Origin of the sequence: Nonomuraea sp. NPDC049421 (assembly GCF_040677005.1) — a bacterium.
In the GTDB taxonomy this organism is placed as follows: Bacteria; Actinomycetota; Actinomycetes; order Streptosporangiales; family Streptosporangiaceae; genus Nonomuraea; species Nonomuraea salmonea.
Map to the genome: position 1 here is coordinate 194,039 of NZ_JBFAQA010000018.1, position 22,465 is coordinate 216,503.

The 22,465-nt window shown below is 68.5% G+C and carries 22 protein-coding genes and 1 pseudogene; 16 read left to right on the forward strand and 7 right to left on the reverse strand.

What is annotated here, in order from left to right; all coding sequences use genetic code 11:
- The first annotated feature begins 60 nt into the window (after positions 1-60).
- From AB0K18_RS28885 to AB0K18_RS28900, 4 genes are read left to right on the forward strand one after another with little or no spacing between them, the layout of a single operon-like run.
- Positions 61-849 carry an ABC transporter ATP-binding protein gene (locus tag AB0K18_RS28885; RefSeq protein WP_345391688.1) on the forward strand — a complete coding sequence of 263 codons (789 nt, stop codon included), beginning with the start codon at positions 61-63 and terminating at the stop codon, positions 847-849.
- 8 nt (positions 850-857) lie between these two features.
- On the forward strand, positions 858-1,751 hold the full coding sequence (locus AB0K18_RS28890; protein ID WP_364920180.1) for an ABC transporter permease: 894 nt from the start codon (positions 858-860) through the stop codon (positions 1,749-1,751).
- A gap of 4 nt (positions 1,752-1,755) precedes the next feature.
- Entirely contained in the window at positions 1,756-2,517 is a 762-nt protein-coding gene (locus AB0K18_RS28895; protein WP_364920183.1) for an aldolase/citrate lyase family protein, read from the forward strand.
- Positions 2,518-2,554: 37 nt separating this feature from the next.
- A complete protein-coding gene (locus tag AB0K18_RS28900) occupies positions 2,555-3,301 on the forward strand; it encodes an SDR family oxidoreductase (RefSeq protein ID WP_364920186.1) in 747 nt (248 codons plus the stop codon).
- Positions 3,302-3,388: 87 nt separating this feature from the next.
- On the opposite strand, the gene AB0K18_RS28905 is transcribed toward AB0K18_RS28900, so the two are convergent.
- From AB0K18_RS28905 to AB0K18_RS28915, 3 genes are all read right to left on the reverse strand, one after another.
- Positions 3,389-4,573 (reverse strand): cytochrome P450, encoded by a 1,185-nt coding sequence (locus tag AB0K18_RS28905; RefSeq protein ID WP_364920188.1) that lies wholly within the window; start codon positions 4,571-4,573, stop codon positions 3,389-3,391.
- 5 nt (positions 4,574-4,578) lie between these two features.
- Complete coding sequence (locus AB0K18_RS28910) at positions 4,579-5,991, reverse strand: glutamate decarboxylase (protein ID WP_364920191.1); 1,413 nt, start codon at positions 5,989-5,991, stop codon at positions 4,579-4,581.
- A 370-nt stretch (positions 5,992-6,361) separates the two neighbouring features.
- Complete coding sequence (locus tag AB0K18_RS28915) at positions 6,362-7,135, reverse strand: IclR family transcriptional regulator (RefSeq protein ID WP_364920194.1); 774 nt, start codon at positions 7,133-7,135, stop codon at positions 6,362-6,364.
- Between the two features lie 134 nt (positions 7,136-7,269).
- Here AB0K18_RS28915 and AB0K18_RS28920 point away from each other — a divergent pair, with 134 nt between their 5' ends.
- From AB0K18_RS28920 to AB0K18_RS28950, 7 genes are all read left to right on the forward strand, one after another.
- A complete protein-coding gene (locus tag AB0K18_RS28920; RefSeq protein ID WP_364920197.1) occupies positions 7,270-8,520 on the forward strand; it encodes a sugar ABC transporter substrate-binding protein in 1,251 nt (416 codons plus the stop codon).
- A 67-nt stretch (positions 8,521-8,587) separates the two neighbouring features.
- Complete coding sequence (locus tag AB0K18_RS28925; protein ID WP_364920200.1) at positions 8,588-9,535, forward strand: sugar ABC transporter permease; 948 nt, start codon at positions 8,588-8,590, stop codon at positions 9,533-9,535.
- Positions 9,532-10,362: a carbohydrate ABC transporter permease gene (locus AB0K18_RS28930; RefSeq protein ID WP_364920203.1), complete on the forward strand. Its 831-nt coding sequence runs from the start codon at positions 9,532-9,534 to the stop codon at positions 10,360-10,362. The genes AB0K18_RS28925 and AB0K18_RS28930 overlap by 4 nt, the downstream gene beginning before the upstream one ends.
- Before the next feature lie 7 nt (positions 10,363-10,369).
- Positions 10,370-11,551 (forward strand): mandelate racemase/muconate lactonizing enzyme family protein, encoded by a 1,182-nt coding sequence (locus AB0K18_RS28935; RefSeq protein ID WP_364920206.1) that lies wholly within the window; start codon positions 10,370-10,372, stop codon positions 11,549-11,551.
- Positions 11,548-12,741: a fumarylacetoacetate hydrolase family protein gene (locus tag AB0K18_RS28940; RefSeq protein WP_364920209.1), complete on the forward strand. Its 1,194-nt coding sequence runs from the start codon at positions 11,548-11,550 to the stop codon at positions 12,739-12,741. The genes AB0K18_RS28935 and AB0K18_RS28940 overlap by 4 nt, the downstream gene beginning before the upstream one ends.
- A 94-nt stretch (positions 12,742-12,835) precedes the next feature.
- On the forward strand, positions 12,836-13,252 hold the full coding sequence (locus tag AB0K18_RS28945) for a hypothetical protein (RefSeq protein WP_364920212.1): 417 nt from the start codon (positions 12,836-12,838) through the stop codon (positions 13,250-13,252).
- A gap of 27 nt (positions 13,253-13,279) precedes the next feature.
- Positions 13,280-13,591 (forward strand): DUF6461 domain-containing protein, encoded by a 312-nt coding sequence (locus AB0K18_RS28950; protein WP_364920214.1) that lies wholly within the window; start codon positions 13,280-13,282, stop codon positions 13,589-13,591.
- A gap of 27 nt (positions 13,592-13,618) precedes the next feature.
- On the opposite strand, the gene AB0K18_RS28955 is transcribed toward AB0K18_RS28950, so the two are convergent.
- Genes AB0K18_RS28955 through AB0K18_RS28965 form a run of 3 tightly spaced genes read right to left on the reverse strand, consistent with a single transcriptional unit; the run spans position 13,619 to position 17,032 of the window.
- Positions 13,619-14,515 (reverse strand): type II CAAX endopeptidase family protein, encoded by an 897-nt coding sequence (locus AB0K18_RS28955; protein WP_364920217.1) that lies wholly within the window; start codon positions 14,513-14,515, stop codon positions 13,619-13,621.
- A complete protein-coding gene (locus tag AB0K18_RS28960; protein ID WP_364920220.1) occupies positions 14,512-15,429 on the reverse strand; it encodes a TIGR03564 family F420-dependent LLM class oxidoreductase in 918 nt (305 codons plus the stop codon). Before AB0K18_RS28960 ends, AB0K18_RS28955 begins: the two co-directional genes overlap by 4 nt.
- A gap of 46 nt (positions 15,430-15,475) precedes the next feature.
- The gene (locus AB0K18_RS28965) at positions 15,476-17,032 is read right to left on the reverse strand and encodes an alpha/beta hydrolase (RefSeq protein ID WP_364920223.1); all 1,557 of its coding nucleotides are present in this window, start codon (positions 17,030-17,032) and stop codon (positions 15,476-15,478) included.
- A 188-nt stretch (positions 17,033-17,220) separates the two neighbouring features.
- Between AB0K18_RS28965 and AB0K18_RS28970 the strand changes: the two genes are divergently transcribed.
- The 5 genes and pseudogenes from AB0K18_RS28970 to AB0K18_RS28990 all read left to right on the forward strand — a co-directional run.
- Entirely contained in the window at positions 17,221-18,396 is a 1,176-nt protein-coding gene (locus AB0K18_RS28970; protein ID WP_364920225.1) for a histidine kinase, read from the forward strand.
- Entirely contained in the window at positions 18,393-19,064 is a 672-nt protein-coding gene (locus AB0K18_RS28975; protein ID WP_364920227.1) for a response regulator transcription factor, read from the forward strand. Before AB0K18_RS28970 ends, AB0K18_RS28975 begins: the two co-directional genes overlap by 4 nt.
- A 570-nt stretch (positions 19,065-19,634) precedes the next feature.
- On the forward strand, positions 19,635-19,997 hold the full coding sequence (locus tag AB0K18_RS28980) for a peptidase inhibitor family I36 protein (RefSeq protein ID WP_364920229.1): 363 nt from the start codon (positions 19,635-19,637) through the stop codon (positions 19,995-19,997).
- A 38-nt stretch (positions 19,998-20,035) separates the two neighbouring features.
- Positions 20,036-20,893 (forward strand): hypothetical protein, encoded by an 858-nt coding sequence (locus AB0K18_RS28985; protein WP_364920232.1) that lies wholly within the window; start codon positions 20,036-20,038, stop codon positions 20,891-20,893.
- A 113-nt stretch (positions 20,894-21,006) separates the two neighbouring features.
- Positions 21,007-21,234 (forward strand): annotated as a pseudogene (locus AB0K18_RS28990) (transposase); the annotation flags it as partial.
- A gap of 628 nt (positions 21,235-21,862) precedes the next feature.
- Here the strand turns inward: AB0K18_RS28990 and AB0K18_RS28995 are convergent.
- Positions 21,863-22,126: a hypothetical protein gene (locus AB0K18_RS28995; RefSeq protein ID WP_364920233.1), complete on the reverse strand. Its 264-nt coding sequence runs from the start codon at positions 22,124-22,126 to the stop codon at positions 21,863-21,865.
- Positions 22,127-22,465 lie beyond the last annotated feature (339 nt).

Sequence of the window (22,465 nt, forward strand, 5' to 3'; positions counted from 1 at the left end):
GCCGGCACGACGACCGAGGCGCGGCCAGCCTGCGCTCGAACCAGGTGAGGAATGACAGACATGCCGACCAGTACCGACACCGACCACGTGATCCGCCTGGACTCGGTGTCCATGCTCTACCCGACGAAGTCCGGCGGGACCGTCCAGGCTCTCGACGACGTCTCCCTCAGTGTCCGAGCCGGTGAGTTCATCTCGATCGTCGGCCCCAGCGGCTGCGGCAAGAGCACGCTGCTGCGGATCATCATGGGGCTGTCCCGCCAGACCTCGGGACAGGTCACCTTCGGGCCGTCGGACGACACCCACCGCAACCAGCTCGGGATGGTCTTCCAGCAGCCGCTGCTGCTGCCCTGGCGTACCGTGCGGAAGAACCTGCTGACCTCGCCTGACCTGCACCAGCGCCGGGACGCCGGCACCCACGCGAAGGCCGACGAGCTGCTGGTGATGCTCGGCCTGGAGGAGTTCGGCGACCGGTACCCCAACGAGCTGTCCGGCGGGATGCAGCAGCGGGTCGGGATCGGCCGCGCCCTCATGCACGACCCGCGCATCCTGCTCATGGACGAGCCGTTCGGCGCCCTCGACGCGATGACCCGCGACCAGATGGGACTGGACCTGCTGAAGATCTGGGACCAGGACCGCAAGACCGTGCTGTTCGTGACGCACAGCATCCCCGAGGCGGTGCTCCTCGCCGACCGCGTCGTGGTCATGACACCGCGGCCCGGCCGGTTGGCGGACGTCGTCGAGGTCGCGCTCCCCCGGCCACGGCGGCTCGAGAACATCAACACGCCCGAGTTCGGAGAGATCGTCCTGAAGATCCGCAAGCTGCTCGACTCCGAGCACAGCGCCCACTAGGAGCACTGATGTCCACCAACACCAAGCGCCACGCAGCCGGCCGAGAGGCGCTCGCCGTCCCGGACGGCGACACCGCGCCGGTGGAGGCGCCCACGAGCCCGGACGCCCCGCTCCGCGCCCGGCGCCGCCGTATGCCGGAGATCACCTACAGCGTGCTGGTGTTCATCGGGCTGCTGGTGGTCTGGCAGGCCGTCGTGGAGCTCTTCGACGTCTCCGACATCCTCGTCCCCGCGCCCACGGCCGTCGCCGCCTCCCTGGTCGAAGGCTTCCAGGACGGCAGCCTGGTCACCCACTCGCTCGTCACCCTGAAGGAGATCCTGATCGGGTTCGGCATCGCGGTCGGCTCCGCGCTGGTCTCCGCCGTGCTCATCACCCAGTTCAGGACGGTGGAGCGGGTGCTCTTCCCGCTGCTCATCCTGACCCAGACCATCCCCAAGGTCGCCATGGCGCCGCTGCTGATCGTCTGGTTCGGCATCGGGATCAGCTCGAAGGTGCTGACCGTGGCCCTGATCGCGTTCTTCCCCCTCCTCATCAACGCGATCCTGGGATTCCGGTCCGCCGCCTACGAACAGGTCGAGATGCTCAGGTCATTCGGCGCGTCCCGCATGCAGGTCATGCGGCACCTGCAGATCCCCTCGGCGCTGCCGCACATCTTCGCGGGCCTGGAGGTCGCCGTCATCCTGTCCGTGACCGGAGCCGTGGTCGCGGAGTTCGTGGGCAGCTCGGAAGGTCTGGGCTACCTGATCCAGGCGACCAACTTCACCCTGGACGTGGCCAGGACCTTCGCGGTGATCGTCGTGCTGTCGGCCGTCGGCATCGCGCTGCACGCGGTCGTCGTCCAGCTCGGCAAGTGGCTGGTCTTCTGGACCTCCACCCCCAACGAGACCGCCGGCGAGGTCTGAGCCGATGACACGGACGCGCGGCGGAATCAACGGCGGCACGCTCGGGACCTGGATCAAGCTCGCCAGCCCCGAGAGCGTAGAGATCATGGCGTACGCGGGCTTCGACTTCGTGGTCATCGACCTCGAGCACACGACACTCGACCTGGGCGCCGCCTCGACCCACATCGCGATGGCCCGTGCCCTCGGGGTGGACCCCCTCGTCAGGGTGCCCGACCACGGTCTCAGCGTGATCCAGCGGGTCCTCGACGCCGGCGCGGCCGGTGTGCTCGTGCCGCACGTCGACACGGTGGAGCAGGCCAGGGCGGTCGTACGGGCCACCCGCTTCCCGCCGCGCGGCGACCGCGGGTCCGGCGGCACCAGCCGAGCGGGTCGCTGGGGGCTGCTGCCACGCGCGGACTACCTCGACGAGCGGGTTCTGTGCGTCGTCCAGCTCGAAAGCGAGGCGGCGATGAAGAACGCGGGGGAGATCCTGGCACTCGACGGCGTCGGTGCCGCGCTGGTCGGGACGGCCGACCTGTCGATGTCGATGGGCGTCGCGGCGGGCAGCGACGAGGTGGACCGGCTCGTCACGTCCGCGCTGGAGGCCGCCGCCGCGGCAGGCGTCCCCATCGGCACCGCGTCCGCCACGAGCGACCAGGCCAGGGCCGCCCTGGCCAGAGGCTACGACTACGTGGTGGTCAGCAACGACACCTCGATCCTCGCCGCCGGCAGCCGGACGATCGTGAACGCGGTGAAAGCACCCGTCGCCGAAGGAGCCGCCCGATGAACGCGGTGAAGGCGCCCGCAGCCGAAGGAGCCGCCCGATGAGCACGCAACGTGTCGCCATCGTGACGGGCTCCAGCTCCGGGATCGGCGAAGGCATCGCCCGCGGGCTCGCCGCCGACGGCTTCACCGTCGTGGTGAACTCGGCCACCTCGGTCGAGGCCGGTGAGCGGCTCGCGGCCGAGCTGCCGGGAGCGAGCTACGTCCAGGCCGACGTCGCCGATCCCGCCGACGCCGTACGCCTGGTGGACACGGCCGTGCAGCGGCACGGCCGGCTCGACCTGCTGGTGAACAACGCCGGCGTCGCGCGCCCCGTCCCGCACGCCGACCTGGAGGCGATCACCGCCGACGACTGGCACCGGATCCTCGGCGTCAACGTCGTGGGGACGTGGCAGGTCTCCGTAGCCGCCGTGAAAGTCATGGAGCCCGGCAGCCAGATCATCAACATCACCTCGGTGGGCGGCTCACGCCCCCTCGGCAGCTCGATCCCCTACGCCGTCAGCAAAGCCGCCCTCGGCCACCTGACGAGACTGCTGGCCAAGGCCGTCGGCCCGGACGTCCGCGTGAACGCCATCGCCCCCGGCCCCCTCCAAACCCGCCTGACCTCGGGCAGCCTCGCCACACGGGCGTCCCGCACCGCGGCGATGACCCCACTGGGCCGCCTCGGCCAACCCTCCGACATCGCAGCCATGATCCTGGCCCTGACCAAGACCCCCTTCGTCACCGGCGAGGTGATCAACGTCGACGGCGGCATCAACCTCATCACCCACATGGACACCCCCACTTGACAGCAGCCGAAGAATGGAAAGTGCGGAAGCTTTCGGGCGAACGTCCATGACTTCTACCGCCTGGCCCCCGAACCGCCACTTCTGCGTTCAGCTCGCTGGGACCCGATCGCCGATGCGGACATGCAGGTTCGTCAGCACGCGGAATTTCCAGCCGTGCAGGTCGTGCGGCCGTCCGGGGTCCAGGGAGAGGCGGGGGTGTTGTTCGAGCAGCACCTCCAGCAGGGCCGCGATGATGCCGCCGACGACCGGGGCGGCGAGGCAGGCGTGGCGGTGGTAGCCGAGGCCCAGGTTGGGGAAGGGGTCGCGGTTGATGTCGAAGGTGTCCGGGCCGGTGAAGACGCTCTCGTCCCGGCCCGCCGAGGCGATGACCGCCATGACGGTCGCCCCGGCGGGGATGATCTGTCCGGCGAGGAGCACGTCTCTGGTCGCGCGGCGGGTGAGCGCGCCGTTCGGTGACAGCCAGCGCAGCGTCTCGCGGACGGCCCCGCGGATCAGGCGCGGGTCGTCGCGTACGGCCTGCAGCTGCGCGGGGTGCTGGAGCAGCGCGAGCAGCGTGAGCCCGGCGCCGGCCGCCGGTTCCAGGAACGCCGAGAGGATCTCGATGAAGGTGGGCATGACGTTCTCGGCGGATCGGACGGTATCGGACGGGCAGCCGCTGTGGAGCAGCTGTGACAGGACCGAGCCGTCGGGCCGGTCCGCGGCCTTCCGGGCGCAGGGCTCGATCGTCTGGCGGATCTCGGTGGCCGCGGCCAGCGCCCGTTCGTGTACGCCCGGATCCGCCATGAAGTTGCTCATCCCGGCGCTGAGGTCGCGGGCCCAGCGGATGAGCGTGCCGGTGTCCAGGTCCGGCAGGCCGAGGAAACGGGCGAGGGCGGCGCTCGCGGCGGGTTCGAAGTAGCCGGACATCAGCTCGTCCCGGCTACCGAGCCCGCCGGCGTACGGCCGTGCGGCCTCGCGGGTGAGTGCGGCGACCTGTTCGACGCGTTCGTGGGCGAATCGCGTGTCGACGGCGGCCCGCAGATCGGCGTGGGCGTCGCCCTCGACCCTGAGCACGGACCCTTCCCCGAAGATCTGCGTGGCCAGCGAAGGGAAGGCGCTGGTGAACGACTCGTAGGCACTGAGGACCTGGCGCACGTCATCCCATCGGGTGACCATCCACAGATCGAGCTTCGGCAGCAGGACGACCGGCGCTTCACGGCGCAGCCTGGCGAAGATCGGATAGGGGTCACTGCCGAGCTGCTCGAAGGTGATGGACGCGGCGAAGTCGTTCATCGACGTCACCCGCCCGTCGGCACACCCGGCTGCTCGGCGGCCGCCTCGTCGCCGCCGAGGCGAGGGCGCGGAACCGGATTGCCGCGCAGATACTCGACCTCGGTGCGGATGTTCGCCAGCAGTTTGGCGGCGATGTCCTGGCTGAAGCCGTTGCGGATGACGAAGCGGATGACGGCTATGTGCTCCAGGTCAGGCGGCAGGTAGTACGTCGGGGCCTGCCAGCCGTGCATCTTCAGCCGGGCGGCCAGGTCGAAGACGGTGAAACCGTCGAAGCCGGGGGCGGTCCGTACGGCGAGCACCGGGAGTTCGGAGCCGTCGGCGATGAGCGAGAGCTCGGGGAGTTTCGCGATCTCCTGCCCGAGGTAGGTCGCCACGTTCCGGCAGGTCTGCTGGACGGCCTGGTAGCCCGCGAAGCCGAGCCGCAGGAAGTTGTAGTACTGCGCGACGACCGGGGCGCCGGAGCGGGAGAAGTTGAGCGTGAAGGTGTCCATGTTGCCGCCGAGCAGGTCGCAGGAGAGCACCAGGTCCTGCGGCAGGGCGTCCGGTTCCTGCCAGACGATCCAGCCGACGCCGGGGTAGACCAGGCCGAACTTGTGGCCCGACGTGTTGATCGACTGCACCCGGGGGAGCCGGAAGTCCCACACCATGTCGGGCTCCAGGAACGGGGTGATGAAGCCGCCCACGGCCGCGTCCACGTGCAGCGGTATCCTCAGCCCACGCTCGGCCTCCAGCCGGTCCAGCTCGGCCGACATCTGCTCGATCGGGTCGTACTTGCCGCATTGCGTAGAGCCGAGCACGCCGATGACGCCGATGGTGTTGTCGTCACAGAACTCGCCGAGCCGGGCCGGGTTCAAGGTGAAGGCCGGCTCCTCGATCGGTATCCAGCGCGGCTCGACGTCCCAGTACTGGCAGAACTTCGGCCAGCAGGTGTGGACGGCGGTGCCCATCACGAGGTTGGGGTTGGTGGTGGGCAGCCCGGCCGCCCTGCGCCGCTCTCGCCATTGGAACTTCATCGCCAGCGCGCCGAGCATGGCCGCCTCGCTGGAGCCGCCCGTGGAGCAGCCGACGCTGGCGCCGTTCGGGTCGCCCCACAGGTGATCGAGCATGTTGACGCAGCGCGCCTCGATGTCGGCCGTCTGCGGGTACTGGTCGTGGTCGACGAGGTTGCGGTCGAGGGTTTCCGCGATGAGTTCGCGGGCCTGGGGCTCCATCCAGGTCGTGCAGAAGGTGGCCAGGTTGAGCCGGGCGTTGCCGTCGAGCAGGAGTTCGTCGCGGATGAGCGCCTGGGCCGCTGTCGGACTCATCGGGCCGGCCGGCATCTTGAACCGCGGCACACCGCCTTCCGGGACCAGCCCGTTGTACAGGGGGTTGACATCGAGTGATTCTTGCCACCGGTCGGATTCGACTCGCCTGAGCATGAGCTTCACCCCTCAAGAGATCTTTGCCGCGTCAATCACTCACGGTAGGCATGTCTTTACGAGGAGTCAATGCCGGGGCTACGGCGTCTCTCGTGGCGGACACGTCGAATTTCGTTTTCCCGACGCCATGTTGGTCTCTCGCCGACGACGCGTCGGTGACTAGGGCGGCGGTTCCGTGAAATCCCCTCAACGCCATCGTGTTCGCCGGGTCCCGGCTGATCGAGTCCGGCACCGACCTGCAGACCGTCTGGGCGTCCGCACGGGGTCTGCTGGAGCCGTTCGTCCGCACCTCGGACCAGGCAACGCCCTGAGCGCGACCGGCCCGCTCCGAGCGGATGACCTTCCTACGTGACCGCGGACTCCGCGCGTCTCAGCTCGCCGGCGCAGGCGCGGGCCGGGAGGTGAACCCGAGTTCCTGAGAGATCAGCGCCGAGGTCTCCAGCAGGAGCGGAAGCTTCTCCTTCAGCTGCTCCAAACTCGCGATCACCTCGATCGCGGTCACGGAGACGGCCGCGATGACCTGTCCGCGCGAATCCCTGATCGGCACGGCGACGCACCTGGCATAGGAGTCGTGCTCGCCGTCGTCGATGGCCCAGCCGCGTTCGGCGACGCGGGTGAGCTCGGCATCGAGGGATTCACGATCGGCGAGGGTGGTGCTGGTGTACCGCTCGAAGGTGACGTGCGAGAGCAGGCGATCGCGTTCCTCCTGGGAGAGGTGGGCGAGGATCGCCTTGCCCACGGCGCTCGCGTAGATCGAGACGGCGCGGCCGATCCGTGACGGCAGCTTCACCGCGTCGAACGCGGGGCTGTCCACCTTGTCGACGTAGATGATCTCGTCGCCGGTCAGTTGTGCCAGGTGCACGGTATGGCCCGTCTGCCGCTGCAGCGCGCGCAGGTGCGGGGACGCGAACTGACGTAGGTCCATGGAGCCGAGCGCGAGTTCCGACAGCTCGATGAGCCCGCTGCCGAACACGTACGTCCCCGCTCCCGTCTTACGCACGAACCGTGCGTCCTCCAGCGTCTTGAGGATGCGGAGGGCCGTGGACTTGTGGACGCCGAGCACGTCCGCGGCCTCGGCGAGGCTCAGTGGATGCTCCGCGGTCAAGCGGATCAGATCGATCGCACGCCTGATCGTTTGCGCCACTTACGCCTCCTTCGCGTTGCGTATGTTGCAATGTAGCGCATGACCTGCGCAATAGCTACTTGACACCGTTGCACATGTCGCTACGATCGTTGCAATTCCGACAGGAAGTTACGAGTCATCACTCTGGAGTACAAATGAGGCTGCATCGCGTTCGCCGGAGCATGGTCGCGGCGGCCGGCGTCACCTGTATGGCCGCCGCCCTCTTGACCGGCTGCGGCTCCGACGACGGCGGATCCGAAGGCGGCGTGACCAAGCTGACGTTCGCCGCCTCGACCCTCGGCGACCCCGGCCGGGGCCCGCTCCTCACGAAATGGCTCGAGGAGTTCAACAAGAGCCAGAACAAGATTCAGGTCTCTCCCGCGGCGGTGCCGTACCCGACCTTCGGCCAGACCGTCCTGACCCAGATGGGCAGCGGAAAAGGGCCCGACCTGATCCGCTTCGACATGCCGGAGTTCGAGTCCGCCGCGGATGCCGGCCTCATCGCACCGCTCGACGACCTCGTCGACGTCAGCAAGTACGACCTGATCAAGCAGCCGGACCAGTTCATGGTCCATGACGGCCAGCGTCACGGGATCATCTTCGAGGCGTCGAACTACGCGATGTTCTACAACGCCGACCTGATCAAGAAGCCGCCCACGACCTATGAGGAGTTCGTCAAGACGGCCAAGTCGCTGACCAAGGGCGACACCTACGGCCTGGCGTTCCGCCAGACGGAGGCCGAGGAAGCCGGCGTGTGGCAGGACATCTTCAACTACGTCTACGGCTTCGGCGGCGCGTGGTCGGACGGCCAGAAGCTGACGATCAACTCACCCGCGAACCTCAAGGGCCTGCAGGCGTTCAAGGACCTGTACGACGCCAAGGTGATCCCGCGTGGCACGGACGCGGCGACGTTCCGCCGCATGTTCGCCGAGGGCAAGGTCGGCATGGAGCTCAACAACGGCGGCTACGTGACGGCGACCCGCGGCCAGAACGCCGATCTGAACTTCAACGTCGCACCCATCCCCTTCCCGGTCCGCAAGCAGGGCACGATCCTCGCCCCCATCGTGATCAACGAGGCGAGCCCGGCCAAGGAGGCGGCGGCGACCTTCATCAAGTGGACGCTCGAGCCGGAGAACCAGGTCAAGCTGCAGGAGATCCTCGGCGCCAGCAGCGTGGCGACGGTCACCAAGCGAAGCCCCGAGCAGCTCAAGGAGACGCCGTTCCTGACGGTCTTCGACGACCTCACCGAGACGAGCCTGCCGCAGATCGTCCAGGGATTCGAGGCGCAGACGCCGGACATCCGGAAGATCGTCGTGCAGAACGTGATCGCGGCGCTCCAGGGCACGGTCGACCTCAAGACCGCACTGGACCGCGCTCAGCAGCAGGCGACCCAGCAGGTCGGTTGACCGGACGACACCGCCGGCGAGCCCCTTTCGCCGGCGGCGTCCTATTTTTCACTAAGGACCACATTCGATGACCGCGCTGGAACAGCAGCAGCTTCCAGGGCCTCGAACCGGGACCCGGCGTCGAGGCAGCCCTCTGGGGAGCAAGTGGACGCCCTACTTCTTCCTGGCCCCCGCAGCCCTCTTCATCCTGGTCTTCCAGGTCGTTCCGCTGGCGCAGGAAGTCTTTCTGAGCTTCACGCGAACCTCGTTGCTGAACCCCACACACAGCACCTGGGTGGGGCTCGACAACTACACCCGCATCTTCGGCGATGCGGAGTTCCGCCGTACCCTCCTCATCACCCTCATCTACGTCGTCGTGTGCGTCGTCGCCGCCGTGGGAACCGGGCTCGGAGTCGCCCTGCTGCTCAACAAGGGCTTCCGCGGACGAGGGCTGGCGCGGGCACTGGTGACCATTCCGTGGGCGGCGCCCGGCATCGCGGTCGCGCTCATCGCGATCTGGATGCTCAACCCGGACTACGGCATCGTGAACCGCTTCCTTGACACGGTCGGCCTCGGCGTCCCCGGCGGCGCGATCCTCGACAGCCCGCGCTACGCCCTCCCGGCCATCCTCGTCACGACCATCTGGCAGCTGTTCCCGTTCACCTCGGTGGTCCTGCTGTCCGCGCTGCAGGCAGTCCCGTCGCACCTCACCGAGGCCGCGATGATGGACGGCGCGGGACGATGGGCGACCTTCCGGGCCGTCACCTGGCAGTCCATCAAGCCGACCGTCGGCCTGCTCGCCGTCCTCATGACCATCTGGTCGCTGCGGCGATTCGAGCTCATCTGGCTCATGACGAAGGGCGGACCGGTCGGCGCGACCGAGACGCTGGTCATCGACCTCTACTCGCAGGCCTTCGACTCCAAGCAACTCGGCTCGGCGGCGGCGGTCGGCATGGTCGGTGTGATCATCTCGCTCATCGTCATCGCGGGCAGCCGGTTCGTCGCGCGCGCCGCTGAAAGGGAGGCCGGCTCATGAGGCTGCCCCACATCGGTCTGACCCTGCGGATCGTCGGTGTTCTCGTCGTGCTCGGGATCGCCGTCTTCCCGCTGTACTGGATGTTCGTCACCGCGCTGTCCGGTGACTCGGAGCTCTTCGCCGCCGAGGCCCGGCTCGTCCCCGACTTCTCCCAGTTCGGCGTCTTCATCGACGCGCTGGCCGAAGGCAAGGCGGCGACCTGGCTGCGCAACAGCCTGGTGATCGCCGCGGGCACGACGATCCTCTCGATCGGTCTCGGCATCCCGCTCGGCTACGCTTTGTCGCGCTTCTCGTTCCGGGGCAAGGTCCTCATGACCGTCGTGCTGCTGTTCACGCAGATGCTTCCCGAGGCGCTCATGGTCGTGCCGCTGTTCGCGCTCTTCCGGCGGTTCGACCTCCTCGACTCCCTCGGCGGGCTCATCCTGGTCAACTCCGCCTTCGTCCTGCCGATCGTCGCCCTCATCCTCAAGGGCGCCTTCGACGGCCTGCCCCGTGAGATCGAGGAGTCCGCGCGGGTCGACGGAGCACGACCGCTCACCGTGCTCACCCGCATCAACGTGCCGCTGATCGCCCCCTCGCTCGCCGCCAGCGCGGTCATCGCGTTCTTCCACGCCTGGAACGAGTACGTCTTCGCGGTGACGTTCATCTTCACTCCCGGGACGCAGCCGGCATCGGTCGGCATCGCCAACTTCATCGGCGAGCTCGGCACGCCCATCCAGACGGTCATGGCGGTCTCGTTCCTGTTCACGGCACCGGCCGTCGTCTTCTACCTGTTCGTCCAGAAGTATGTGGTCGCCGGCATGACCGCCGGCGCCGTGAAGGGCTGAGCCGCACGTGAAGATCACCTCAGTCGACACTCTCGTCGTCGACTTCTACCGCACCAATCTCGTGATCGTCCGCGTCTCGACGGACGAAGGAATCGTCGGGCTGGGCGAAGCGACCCTGGAGGGCAAGGAACGCGCCGTCCAGGGCGCCGTCGCCGAACTGTCCGAGGCCGTGATCGGGCTGGACCCCACGCGCATCTCCGGCATCCTGTACGAGCTGGCCAGGGACTGGTACTGGCGCGGCGGCCCCGTCATCATGACCGCGCTGAGCTCGTTCGAGATGGCGCTGTGGGACATCTCGGCACGAGAGCTCGGCGTCCCGGTCTCCCGCCTGCTCGGCGGCGCCACCCGCGACCGGGTGCGCGCGTACGCCAACGGCTGGTTCTCCGGAGCCGCCACGCCCGAGGAGTACGCGGCCGCCGCGAGGAGGACCGTCGACGGCGGTTTCCGCGGCCTCAAGTGGGACCCCTTCGAGAACTTCGACCTCACGATCACCTCCCGGCAGATGGACCGCGTGCTCGCGCAGCTCGACGCCGTCCGCTCCGCCGTCGGGCCCGACGTCGAGCTGTTCATCGAGGGCCACGGCCGGTTCGACGTCGCTCACGCCATCAAGATCGCGCGGGAGATCGCGCAGTTCGACCCGGTGTTCTTCGAGGAGCCCTGCCCTCCGGACAACCTCGACGCCCTCGTCGACATCCGCCGGGCATCGCCGGTGCCCATCGCCGCGGGGGAGCGATGGTTCGGACGGCAGGGTTTCGCGCCGGCGCTCGCCCGCCAGGCGGTCGACTACGTCCAGCCTGACGTGACGCACGCCGGCGGCATCGCCGAGCTGGCCTTCATCTCGACGCTCGCCGCGACCAGCTACGTCGGGTTCGCGCCGCACAACCCCAGCGGACCGCTGAGCACGGCGGCGACGCTGCAGCTCGGGGCCGCCCTGCCCAACTTCCGCTACCTGGAGATCATGGCCACCGACGTCCCGTGGCGCCCGGAGGTCACCAACGAGAGACTCGTGCTGACGGAGGAGGGCGACATCCTCATCCCGACCGGGCCCGGTCTCGGCATCGAGCTCGACCTTGACGCGATCGCACGGCATCCCTTCACACCTCACCCCATGCGGTTGTTCCAGGACGCCGTCTTCGACATCCGGCCCCCCGACGAGCGGTCCTTCTTCAACCTGGGAGACGGCGAATGAGCCTGTCATCGTCCGCTGAGCCCGCCTGGTTCGGGACGGCCGCGGACGCGCTGCCGGACGACGCCGCGGACGCCGTCCTGATCGGCCGGATCTGGGATCCCCTCGCCGAAGGGCCGTCACCCGTGGTGGTCCGCGACGGAGAGGTCATCGACATCAGCGCGGACTTCCCGACGGTCCGCGACATCTGCGAGCTGCCGGAACCCGCTGCCGTCGTCTCCGGGCTGCACGGCCGGCACGTCGGCGCCTTCGAGGACGTGCTCGCCAACACCGGGTCCCCTGACCGCGACCGTACCCGGCCCTGGCTGCTCGCACCGGTCGACCTCCAGGCGCTCAAGGCCGCCGGGGTGACCTTCGCCGTCTCGATGATCGAGCGCGTCATCGAAGAACGGGCCGGCGGCGACATGGCGCTCGCGGCGGACATCCGTCGCCGGATGCTCGCCGGCGTCGACCTGCACGACCTCACGCCAGGTTCCGAGGAGGCGGCACGGCTGAAGACCCTGCTCGTCGCCGAAGGCATGTGGAGCCAGTACCTGGAGGTCGGGATCGGCCCTGACGCCGAGATCTTCACCAAGGGCCAGATCCTGTCCGCCATGGGAACCGCGGTGCCCGTCGGGGTGCTCGCCGCCTCGACATGGAACAACCCGGAGCCCGAGGTGTCACTCGTCGTCCAGTCGAGCGGCCGGATCGTGGGGGCGACGCTCGGCAACGACGTCAACCTCCGGGACGTCGAAGGCCGATCCGCGCTCCTGCTGCCGATGGCGAAGGACAACAACGCGTCCTGCGCGCTCGGCCCCCTCATCCGGCTCTTCGACGAGCGGTTCGACCTGGACCACGTACGCGGCCTCGCGGTGCGGCTGGACCTCGAAGGCGAGGACGGCTTCCGCCTTGAGGCGGTCTCGGAGATGTCGCGGATCTCCCGCGATCCGGAAGCGCTGGTGCGGCAGCTGATCGGCCCGCAGCATCACTATCCCGACGGCGCGGTCCTCATGCTCGGCACGATGTTCGCCCCCATCCAGGACCGCGACCACCCGGGCGAGGGCTTCACGCACAAGACCGGCGATGTGGTGCGGATCAGCTCTCCCGCACTCGGCACCCTGGTCAACCGCGTCCAGCACGCCGAGGACTGCGCGCCGTGGAGCTTCGGGATCCGCGACCTCATGGGAAATCTCCACCGGAGAGGACTTCTGTGAGCGCTGCCCTGCCCGGGGAGTCCTTCAAGCGGCGAGAAAGGAGCGTGAAAGGCGGGCCTGGAAGGGTCGTCACGTCCCTGACGGAGAGGTGAGCATGACGGTCCACACCCCCGCGCCATCCGGCACCGCGCGTCGGCCGGGACGGCTCGGCCCCCTGATGATCGGCCTGATCGTGGGCGTCGTGTTGTGCGCAGGGGCGGTGATCGCCATGCGCTGGCCCGCCCAGCAGACCTTCTACACCGCCAAGCAGCCCGGCACGGTCACGTACGACGACGGCTCCCCGCACGTGATCGCGCTCATCCGCGAGCACTCGCTGCTGGAGGACTCCTATCGCCTGTACGCGGGACGCGATCCGTCGCTGCGCTACGGCCACTTCGTCGACATCGGCTTCCCGGGCGTCGCCGACAAGCCGATGCCGTCCACACAGTGGACTCCGGAAGGCGTACGGGTCCGCTTCGGCACCGGGCACGAACTGTTCGTCCCCGCCGCCTCCTTCACCTCCGGCCGGTAGGGGACTGCACGGTTCACTGCTGCGAGGATGCCGAAATGGCCCCGACTGCAGTCGACTACTTATGGTTCAACCGCAGTGGGCTGCTTCCACTGGGTGGAGGACGGGGAGATTCGTCTCTCCTTCGACCCGCTTTTCCCGTCCTTCCGCCACGGCAGCGCCCCGGACGAACTCGTGGAGACGATGCGACGAGCCGGCTTCGACCTCGGCGACGACATCGATCGCGGCATCCACGACAAGGCGGCATTCGCCCTGGCCGAGCACCTCACCGGAGTCAGGCTGACGCCACAGCTGCTGGAGGAGGCCACTTATCTGTGCGGCCTGGCGCCTCGATCCCGGTGAGCAACCCAGCAAGCCGACCTCCCTCCATCAGGCGGAGAGCTTGGCGCGGTGTGGGCGAGGCCGGATCCGGCCGGTGCGGGCGGCCCGCCGCAGCAGGAGGATCGTGGGCACCATGCAGATCAGCAGGGCGAAGAGGCTGGCCTCGGGGCCGAAGGCGCCGCCGGTCAGTGCGGACGGGCCGGACAGCGTGACGTTCAGCAGGCCCTCGGACTGTACGGCCGATCCGGAGACCGTGACACCGAAGATCCCGGCTTGGGTGAAGTTCCAGGCGAAGTGCAGGCCGATGGGCAGCCACAGCGAGCGGGTCGCGATGTAGGCGGCGGCCAGCATGACTCCGGCCGTCAAGGCGATCGCGAGCGCACCCCACAGGGTGGCGTGGGGGTTGATCAGATGCATCGCACCGAACAGCAGCCCGGATATGACCAGGGCGATCACCGTTCCTGCACGTTCCTCCATGATGCGGAACAGCACCCCGCGGAACAGCAGTTCTTCGATGACGGCGACACTCGCCATCATCCCCGCGGCGCCGAGGAACCCGCCGACGGAACCCCAGGACACCTCCTGCCAGCCACCGAACACCGCGATCAGCGCCATCAACCCGCTGAACATGCCGAGCCCGATCAGCGTCCCGCGCCGCAGCCGGGACCATCGTCCCGTCCTGCCGAGTTCGGGGATGTCCGGGCGGAGCTCGACGACCCGGCACAACCAGCGGTAGCAGGTCAGGGCTGCGATGGCCAGGCCGACCCCCACCGGCAGGGCGAGGATCGGTACGGGCAGGACGAGCTGGGTGATCCCGCCCGTCACCACCATCACACCGAACAACGCGATCAGCAGAACGGGAAACCGGAACCTGCGCAACCGGCCGCGGCCCGTGGCGGAGCCGGCTTGCGGGAGAGCATTTTCCGCGTGCTCCGGAGACGTCACGATCGTGATCCTTTCGAGTGAGTTTCCGCAAGGTCGGCCAGGAGTGCGGTGCTCCGGGCCTGTTCATCCTCTGAGCCGAGAAGCATCACCACGAGTTCCGTGGCACCGGCGTCGAACAGCCGGCGGATCTGCCGCTCGACGACAACCTCGTCACCGATGACGACCGTGTCCTGAGGGCCTGCGGCGCGACCTTGGTCGAGCACGGCGCGGTAGCTGGGCAACTGCCCGACCATCCCGAAATTCTCAGCGACCCAGTTTCTGCGATCGTCTTCGTGCGAGGTGACGCAGACGACTGTGGAAGCGACCACACGTGGCGTACGCCGCCCCGCCGCCCGGGTGATGGCAGGAACGACGTGGTCGGCGAGAGCCGTCGCGTTGGCCCACGTCGTGATGGTTCCGTCGGCCAGTTCTCCGGCCACCCGCAACATCGCCGGGCCGAGTGCGCCGACAAGCACGGACGGCGGCGCCGCTGCCGCGATGTCGACCGCGCCCGCGGCCTGGAGTGTCTCGCCCTCGTACGTCACGGTCTCGCCTTTCAGCAGCGGAACCAGCGCGGACAGGTACTCGCGGAGGTGACGAACAGGGCGGTCGAAGGAAAGGCCGTACTGCCCTTCGATGATGTGCCGGTGGCTGACACCAAGCCCCAGGCTGAGCCGGCCGCCAACCGCCTCCTGGACCGTCAGCGCCTGCGCCGCGAGGGCCAGCGGATGCCGGGGGTAGCTCGGCACCACCGCCGTACCGAGCTCGATGCCGGGCACCTGACGCCCCGCCACCGCCAGTGTGGTCAGCGCGTCCCTGCCGTCGCGCTGGCCCAGCCACACCCCGGAGAAGCCGGCCGTGGCCGCAGCGCGAGCCTGATCGACGATCAGGTCGAGGGACGGCCCCTTCTCGTCTACGAACAATCCGATGCGCATCCAAAACACCTCGAGTTCAACAGTGGGCGAGCCGTTGGCATGACGGTCAGGGCCGGGGGCCGTCGCAGGAGACGTCCTTGGCCGGCAGGGTTCCCTTGACGAGGAAGGCGACGGTGGCCTTGTCGGCGCAGGTCGATCCGGTGCCGTAGACGAAGTGGCCGCCGTGCTCGACACCGAGGAAACGGGCGCGGTCACCCAGGGCCCTGCGCATTCCTCGACCCGCGGCCCACGGTGTGGCGTTGTCGCGGCGGTTCTGCAGGATCAGGACGTTACGCGCACCGCGCGAGGAGATCCTGACCAGCGGTTCGATCGGCTTCTGCGACCAGAACGCGCACGGCAGGACGTTGTTGGGCATGCCCGCGCTCAGCGGGTACTTCGCGCGGGCGGCCGCGGTGGCGTCGGCGTAGGAGTCCACCTCCCGCGACCAGGTGGTGTCCCCGCAGAGCATGGCCAGGACCATGGTGGCCTGGTTGTCCGCCGGCACGCCCTTCGCGGCCGGGGTGTCGGCGAGAACCTGCCGGAGCACGGCGGCGTCCGTGTCCGCCGGGGCCTTGTCGGCGGACAGGTCGGCCGCCGCCTTCCAGAACCGGGTGAGCGGGGCCAGCATCTCGTTGCGCTGCAACATCTGGTACGTGACGCCGCGTAGCAGCGCACCGCTGATGGCCACCGATGTGCCCGGCATCGTGGCCGGCTCGCGGTCGAGACGGTCGGCCAGCGCGAGGAAGGTGTCGGTGACCTCGTCGGCGGTGCCGCCCAGCCCGAGGTCGGCGTCGTTCGCCGCGGCCACGCGGGCGGCGTCCGGGAACCGGTCGTTCATGCCCTGGTTCCAGGTGTTCAGCATCTTCGCCCACACCTTGGCCGGGTCGACGTTGCCCTCCAGCACCATCCGGTCGGTGTTGCGGGGGAACAGTGAGGCGTAGACCGCGCCGAGGTAGGTGCCGAAGGACTGACCCCAGTAGGAGATCTTCCGCGCCCCGAGCGCCTGGCGGATGCGATCCATGTCGCGCGCTGTGTTCGCGCTGGTGAAGAAGCGAAGCTTGGCACCGATCGTGGCGCACTGCCGGGCGACGGCGCGCGCGGTGGTGACGTTGCCCTCGATCGAGCCGCCGGCGCCGGGGTAGGGGAAGATGGTGAGCATGCTGCTGCCGGACAGACCGCAGCTCATCGGGGTGCTGTGGCCGACGCCGCGCGCGTCGAACCCGATCAGGTCGTAGGAGTCCCGCACCTCTTTCGGCAGCGTGAGTGCCATCTGGCCGGGCATGTCCAGGCCCTGCAGTCCCGGACCACCCGGGTTGAACAGCAGGTCGCCGCGCTTCTTGCCGGGCTTGGCGGTGGCGATCCTGGAGACCGCGACGGTTATGGTCTCTCCGCCGGGGCGGCGGTGGTCCAGAGGCACCTTGACCGTGCCGCAGGTCTGCCTGGGATCTCGCCTGGCGCCCGGCGCGGGTTCCGGGCACTTACCCCACTTGATCGAAGTCTGGACGTGACCGGCGGTCGCCACGGCCCTGGCGTCGGCCGGTTGGCCGCCGATCACCGCCCCCGTTGCCGCGACCGCGGTCAGGGCGCCGGCGGCGGCGACGCGTACGCGGATGGTGTTTCCCATGGTGTTGTCCTCCGAATCACCGATGTGCCGCGATCTGACGTCGCGGTTGACCGTGGTTGCCGGCCGCTGATGAGAAAGGTAGGAGTGCACGGCCCTGTCCCGAATCCCTGCGTTGCGGACATTGCGTGTAGCTCACATGAGGGACAAGCGCGGCAACATCGGGATCAGGGATCGCTAGGCTCTGACCTATGTCGGGGACCTGTGCCAGCGACCGGTTGCGGCGGTTGCGGGAGCTGCGGCGCGTCTACGACGCCACGGCGTGGGACCGGTGGCTGGCCGTCGCGTGCACCGGGCTGGCGTTCGTGCCGGCGCTGTCGATCATGAGCGTCGAGTTCGGCGACCGGTCAGGACGTCCGGCCGACGCGTTCCAGATCGTCCTGATCCTCGCCCAGACGGTGCCTCTGGCCGTGCGGACCCGATGGCCTGCCGCTTGTCTGGCGATCAGCGGCATGGCTTTCGTGCTCCACGAGACGCTCGGCTACCCGATGCAGTTCGGCACCGTGACGGTGTACATCGCGCTGTACTCGGTGGGCGCGCACCAGGAGCGATTCCGGCGCGTCATCGCCGCCGTGGCTTCGGCCGCGTACGTCGGGCTGTGCGTGGCCATCGTTCTGCTCGGCTCACCGCTGCTGCAGAGCGACTTCCTGATCTTCTACCTGCTTTTCGCCGCGTGCTGGCTGGTCGGCGCCTTCGTACGCGGGCAGCGGCTCCAGGAGGCCGAGCGACGGAGGCTCGCCGCCGAGGCCGCGGCCGCCGCAGAGCGGGCGCGCATCGCGCGGGAGCTGCACGACGTGGTGACCCACCACGTCACCGGCATCGTCGTGCAGGCCGACGCCACGCAGTTCGTGGCCACCTCGCCTGAGCAGGTGGTCACGGCACTGTCCACGATCGGCGGCGCCGGCCGCCGGGCCCTGACCGAGCTGCGGTCTCTGCTGGACGTGCTGGAGGCGACAGGAGAGTCGGCCGCACCCGCCGTGGGCAGCGTGCGAGACCTGGTCGAACAGACCCGGAGCGGCGGCCAGCCGATCGAGCTGGTGGAGGACGGCGACCAGCCCTCGCTTCCGGCCGGCGTGCGGCTGGCCGTGTACCGGGTGGTGCAGGAGGGCCTGACGAACGCCGTCAAGTACGCAGAAGGCCGCCCCACCACCGTTCGCATCGGCTACCGGGACGACCGGGTGGAGGCCGAGGTGACCAACGCCGCCGCCGCGGTCCCCGTCGGCGCGAGAAGCGGCCTGTCCGGCGGGCGCGGCCTGGCCGGACTGCGCGAGCGGATCGGCGTGCTGGGCGGCACGCTGTCCGCAGGCGAGCAGCCGGACGGCGGTTTCCGAGTCTCCGCGTCGATCCCCGTGGGCGGTGCCGAATGACCATCCGTGTCGTGATCTGCGAGGACCAGGAGGTCGTCCGTACCGGCTACGTCACGGCGTTCGACGCGCAGCCGGACATGGCGGTGGCCGGCGTGGCCGCCGACGGCCCGGCCGCGGTCGAGGTGGTCACCAGCCTGCAGCCCGACGTGGTGATCATGGACATCCACATGCCGCTGATGGACGGCATCGAGGTGACGAGGCGCATCGCCGGCCCCGGTGTCGTGGCGCCGCCGAAGGTACTGGTGGTGACCACGTTCAACGTGGACAAGTACGTCTACGAAGCCCTGCGCGCCGGAGCCAGCGGCTTCCTTCTGAAGGACGCCCCTCTCCTGGAGCTGGTGAACGGCGTCCGCACCGTCGCGCGCGGAGAGTCCCTGCTGTCCCCCACCGTGACCCGTACCCTGATAGGTCGCTTCGCCGACCGCCTCCGCCCGGCCGCCCCCACCCCCGACGAAGATCCGCTGGCCGTCCTGGCTCCCCGCGAACGCGAGGTACTGCGGCTGATCGCCCGCGGCCTCTCCAACGCCGAGATAGCCGCGGAGCTGGTCATCAGCTTCGAGACCGTCCGAACCTACGTCTCCCGGATCCTCACCAAACTGGACCTACGCGACCGCGTCCAAGCCGTGGTCTTCGCCTACCGCACCGGCTTCGCGGACGACGACCGCTGAACCGGCAGGCACCCTTCCGAGCCGACCGGAACCTACGGATCATGCACGACCATGAACGGCAAGAGGATGTCAGTTCATGATCGTAGGCTGCCGGCCATGACCGATCCTCGCACTGTGTCGTTCGATCTCGGCGTGCACCGTGGAGATCAGCTTCAAGTCGGACTTCCGACGAGGTCATCGACCGTTATCTCCTGCAGATCTGGCCTCAGGACGAGTCGGCGGCCGGATTCAGCGCCGAAAGGTGCTCAGCGGAGCCATCAACGAGTACCACCCGAGCCGCCTAGCTGATCCGAAGAAACGCCGGCTCAGACCATGCGGACGAGTTTTGAAGCAGTGCAGGTCGCAGCTCCTGGAATTCCGTCGCTCGTGTCATCGCAGCTCCCTTCTGGTCCGGGGAACCGTGATCCCCTGCACGAGACGAGCAATCTGGCCGATTTGTACCATGGTGCGAGCTTCGGCGTTGTCGTTTCGGCTGCCTTTAGGTCGTCTCGAAATGTGGCTTCCGGGTGCACCGGTCACCTCATGTGGCTATGATCCCGCCTAATTTCGATCTTCAGACGAAGGGGTTCTATGAAGCGGCACATCATGCGCACAGCCGGCGTCGCGGCTCTGGTCCTGACCGGGGTCCTGGGGATCAGCCCCAGTGCGCAGGCCGACGTCTACGCGTGCAAGTACAGCCTCTGCGTGTACGAGCACGACAACTTCAAGGGAGACATGTGGGTCTTCACCATCAGCGGCAATGAGTGCCAGACCACGGGCAGGCTGAGCGACCGGGTGAGCTCCATGAGGAACCCCTCCGGCGCCCGGGTGCGGTTCTACAACGCCTCCGGCTGCGCCGGTTCCTACGGCTACACGGCCAAACCGTGGTCGGAAGACGCTGACCTGTCGAACAACGGCTTCGACAACAAGGCCAGCTCCATCAAGCCCGGCTGATCACAGCGTCCACCCCCGTACCCACCAGAGGAGTTCGCGTGTCGGTTCGGCTGCTGGGGTCGGTGGTGGTCCTCCTGGCCGCGGTGGCGGCCTGCGCCACCGCGGAGGGAACGGAACCCGCGCCCCCGGTGCCGATGCCGGGGGCGGAAGCGCGCGAGCTCTCCGTGCCTTTCGACAGGTACAACTTCTCTCCGGCGGACATCATGATCCTGGAGGCCGCCGAGGACCTCCTGATCCGCGACTGCATGCGCCGGCGGGGCATGGAGTGGGAGGTGCTGCCACCGGCCGTGGCCGACGATATCGAACCGCCCAACCGGCGCCGCTACGGCGTCGTGGAGGCAGAGGTCGCCGGCCTCTACGGGTTCCGCGTCCCCCCGGACCGCCCCTCCGTGGCCCGGCGCTTCGCCGCGCGGGAGACCCGCACGCGACGCCTGTCGACGGCGGCGCGGGAGGCGGCGTACGGCAAGACGGGCAGTTGCCTGGGGGAGGCGCGCGATCACCTCGAACGCGGGACGCCGCAGGTCGACGAGGCGTTGTTCAACCGGCTCATCACGGAGACGTTCGAGCGGTCCCAGCAGGACCCGGAGGTCGAGCGGGTCTTTCAGGCATGGAGTGCCTGCATGCGGGAGCACGGCCTGCGCTACGCCGATCCGCTCGCCGCGGTCGCCGACGAACGATGGACGGGCGACGGCGCCCCCACCCGAGAAGAGATCCGCGCGGCACAGGTGGATGTCCGGTGCAAGGCGGAGACGGCTCTCGTCTCCGTCTGGTCCGCTGTGGAGAAACGCATCCAGGACGGTACCGTCCGCGCGCACGCCGCCGAGTTCCAGGCGCTGCGAACGGCCAAGGATCAGCAGCTCGCGGCCGCCCGTCGCGTCCTCTCCGCCCAGGACTGACACCCTGTGCCGCGCGGATGGCGGCTGAGCCGACGGCGCGACTCCCACAGAGATCCACCGGGCCGGCGTGATCAGCGGGTCAGCAGCGCGTGACGGGCCTCAGGAGCGGTCGTCGCCGACAAGGCGGCGGTCGGCGGCGGGTCGGCGATCGGGTCATCCTGGCGGCGATCGTGTACGTGGCCACTACCGGGTGCGCCTGGCGGCAGTTGCCGCCGGTGTCCGGCGCGTCCTGGCAGACGGTGCACCGCCGTTTCCGCGAGTGGAGCAGCGCCAGGGTGTGGGCCAAGCTGTACCGGATCCTGCTGGACGAACTCGGCGCGCGAGGAGAGCTGGACTGGTCCAGCCGGCGTGGCGGGCGCGCGGATCCAGTCGTCAGCCACAGGGGTGATGCGGGGCCGCCGATCGCCGCCGACCACGTTCCAGCGCCGACCATCGCATGGCGAACGTGGGGCAATCCGGCTGATGATCCTGGTCGGAGCCGAGACTGCAGCGAGACCAGCTATCAAGTGACCGGGTGCCGGGAGAATCTCTGCCCCTCTGCCGGGACCGTGGTGTCCGTCTACGGGGAGAAACTCGTGTCCGTCCATAGAGATCACCGAGGTTGTCCGGTAAGGATCTCCTACGGGACGTCAACGAGGCGGTCTCAGGTGATCACGGCCCGGCAGCGGGAACCGGCTCGTCCGGACCCTGTCGTCGCCCACCGCGGGCCGTACGCGTGCTGAAGAGCATCAGACGAGCATGAACTCGACCGTATTCGCCTCGCACCAGGCGTACAAGAACCGAGAAATACCAGGTCAGATGGGGCGTGGAGTGGTAGGGCGCCCGGGGCTCGAACCCGGAACCACGGATTAAAAGCTCGGCCGATCATGGTTCCAGGCAGTTCAATGCAGGTCAGAGGGCGTGTGCGGTCCATCCTGAACACCCTTGGACGACTTCGTATTGCAACCCGAACTGCAACTCCGAACTCTGTCACCGACGAGCGTCCTCGGACGCTACGACGGAGGCGACAATCAGCCGTACGCCCGTGACAAGCGCCGCTGGGAGAATGAAGAAGAGCCAGACTCCCCACTCCTCCCGAGCCACCGTCCAAGCAAACACGAGCGCCATGATCAAGATGGCGAGAGTAGCCGACAGGTAGAAGACCTCGCGTCGTGGGTTATGGGACGACACAAAGAGCGATGCCACAACGATGACGACTGGTATTGCGTACCAAAGGATCATCGCGAGTAACACGCTGGGCTCCTCGGCTCTCACAGGCAGCGGCTGTACGCTGCCTGCTCGGATGGTCTCACAGTCGAGTTTGGCGATCAGCCCCCATCGACGGTGAGCCAGGGTGAGGAACGAACCCTGGATCGTCGATCGCCCCCAAGCACGTACGGCGTCCAGCCATGCAGTGGCGATCGTAGGGCTGTATCTGTGCGGCGGCGTGGCAACCCTGGTCGGTGGGTTCGGTTGGTACGGCGGGGCTCGCGTGCGGCCGGCTGCTGGACTTCAACCCCGCCGCCGTGGTCGAGCTGGCCCCGGCCGTACGCCCCAAGCCGGTCATCTGGACGCAGGAGAAGGTGATGCAGT

What these genes read in the sequence shown, in the direction of transcription:
- AB0K18_RS28950 (WP_364920214.1), top strand. Translation starts at nt 13,280, where the DNA reads ATGCCGAAATGGCCCCGACTGCAGTCGACTACTTATGGTTCAACCGCA.
- AB0K18_RS28930 (WP_364920203.1), top strand. Translation starts at nt 9,532, where the DNA reads ATGAGGCTGCCCCACATCGGTCTGACCCTGCGGATCGTCGGTGTTCTC.
- AB0K18_RS28980 (WP_364920229.1), top strand. Translation starts at nt 19,635, where the DNA reads ATGAAGCGGCACATCATGCGCACAGCCGGCGTCGCGGCTCTGGTCCTG.
- AB0K18_RS28925 (WP_364920200.1), top strand. Translation starts at nt 8,588, where the DNA reads ATGACCGCGCTGGAACAGCAGCAGCTTCCAGGGCCTCGAACCGGGACC.
- AB0K18_RS28885 (WP_345391688.1), top strand. Translation starts at nt 61, where the DNA reads ATGCCGACCAGTACCGACACCGACCACGTGATCCGCCTGGACTCGGTG.
- AB0K18_RS28975 (WP_364920227.1), top strand. Translation starts at nt 18,393, where the DNA reads ATGACCATCCGTGTCGTGATCTGCGAGGACCAGGAGGTCGTCCGTACC.
- AB0K18_RS28945 (WP_364920212.1), top strand. Translation starts at nt 12,836, where the DNA reads ATGACGGTCCACACCCCCGCGCCATCCGGCACCGCGCGTCGGCCGGGA.
- AB0K18_RS28960 (WP_364920220.1), bottom strand. Translation starts at nt 15,429, where the DNA reads ATGCGCATCGGATTGTTCGTAGACGAGAAGGGGCCGTCCCTCGACCTG.
- AB0K18_RS28900 (WP_364920186.1), top strand. Translation starts at nt 2,555, where the DNA reads ATGAGCACGCAACGTGTCGCCATCGTGACGGGCTCCAGCTCCGGGATC.
- AB0K18_RS28920 (WP_364920197.1), top strand. Translation starts at nt 7,270, where the DNA reads ATGAGGCTGCATCGCGTTCGCCGGAGCATGGTCGCGGCGGCCGGCGTC.
- AB0K18_RS28965 (WP_364920223.1), bottom strand. Translation starts at nt 17,032, where the DNA reads ATGGGAAACACCATCCGCGTACGCGTCGCCGCCGCCGGCGCCCTGACC.
- AB0K18_RS28895 (WP_364920183.1), top strand. Translation starts at nt 1,756, where the DNA reads ATGACACGGACGCGCGGCGGAATCAACGGCGGCACGCTCGGGACCTGG.
- AB0K18_RS28910 (WP_364920191.1), bottom strand. Translation starts at nt 5,991, where the DNA reads ATGCTCAGGCGAGTCGAATCCGACCGGTGGCAAGAATCACTCGATGTC.
- AB0K18_RS28940 (WP_364920209.1), top strand. Translation starts at nt 11,548, where the DNA reads ATGAGCCTGTCATCGTCCGCTGAGCCCGCCTGGTTCGGGACGGCCGCG.
- AB0K18_RS28970 (WP_364920225.1), top strand. Translation starts at nt 17,221, where the DNA reads ATGTCGGGGACCTGTGCCAGCGACCGGTTGCGGCGGTTGCGGGAGCTG.
- AB0K18_RS28890 (WP_364920180.1), top strand. Translation starts at nt 858, where the DNA reads ATGTCCACCAACACCAAGCGCCACGCAGCCGGCCGAGAGGCGCTCGCC.
- AB0K18_RS28905 (WP_364920188.1), bottom strand. Translation starts at nt 4,573, where the DNA reads ATGAACGACTTCGCCGCGTCCATCACCTTCGAGCAGCTCGGCAGTGAC.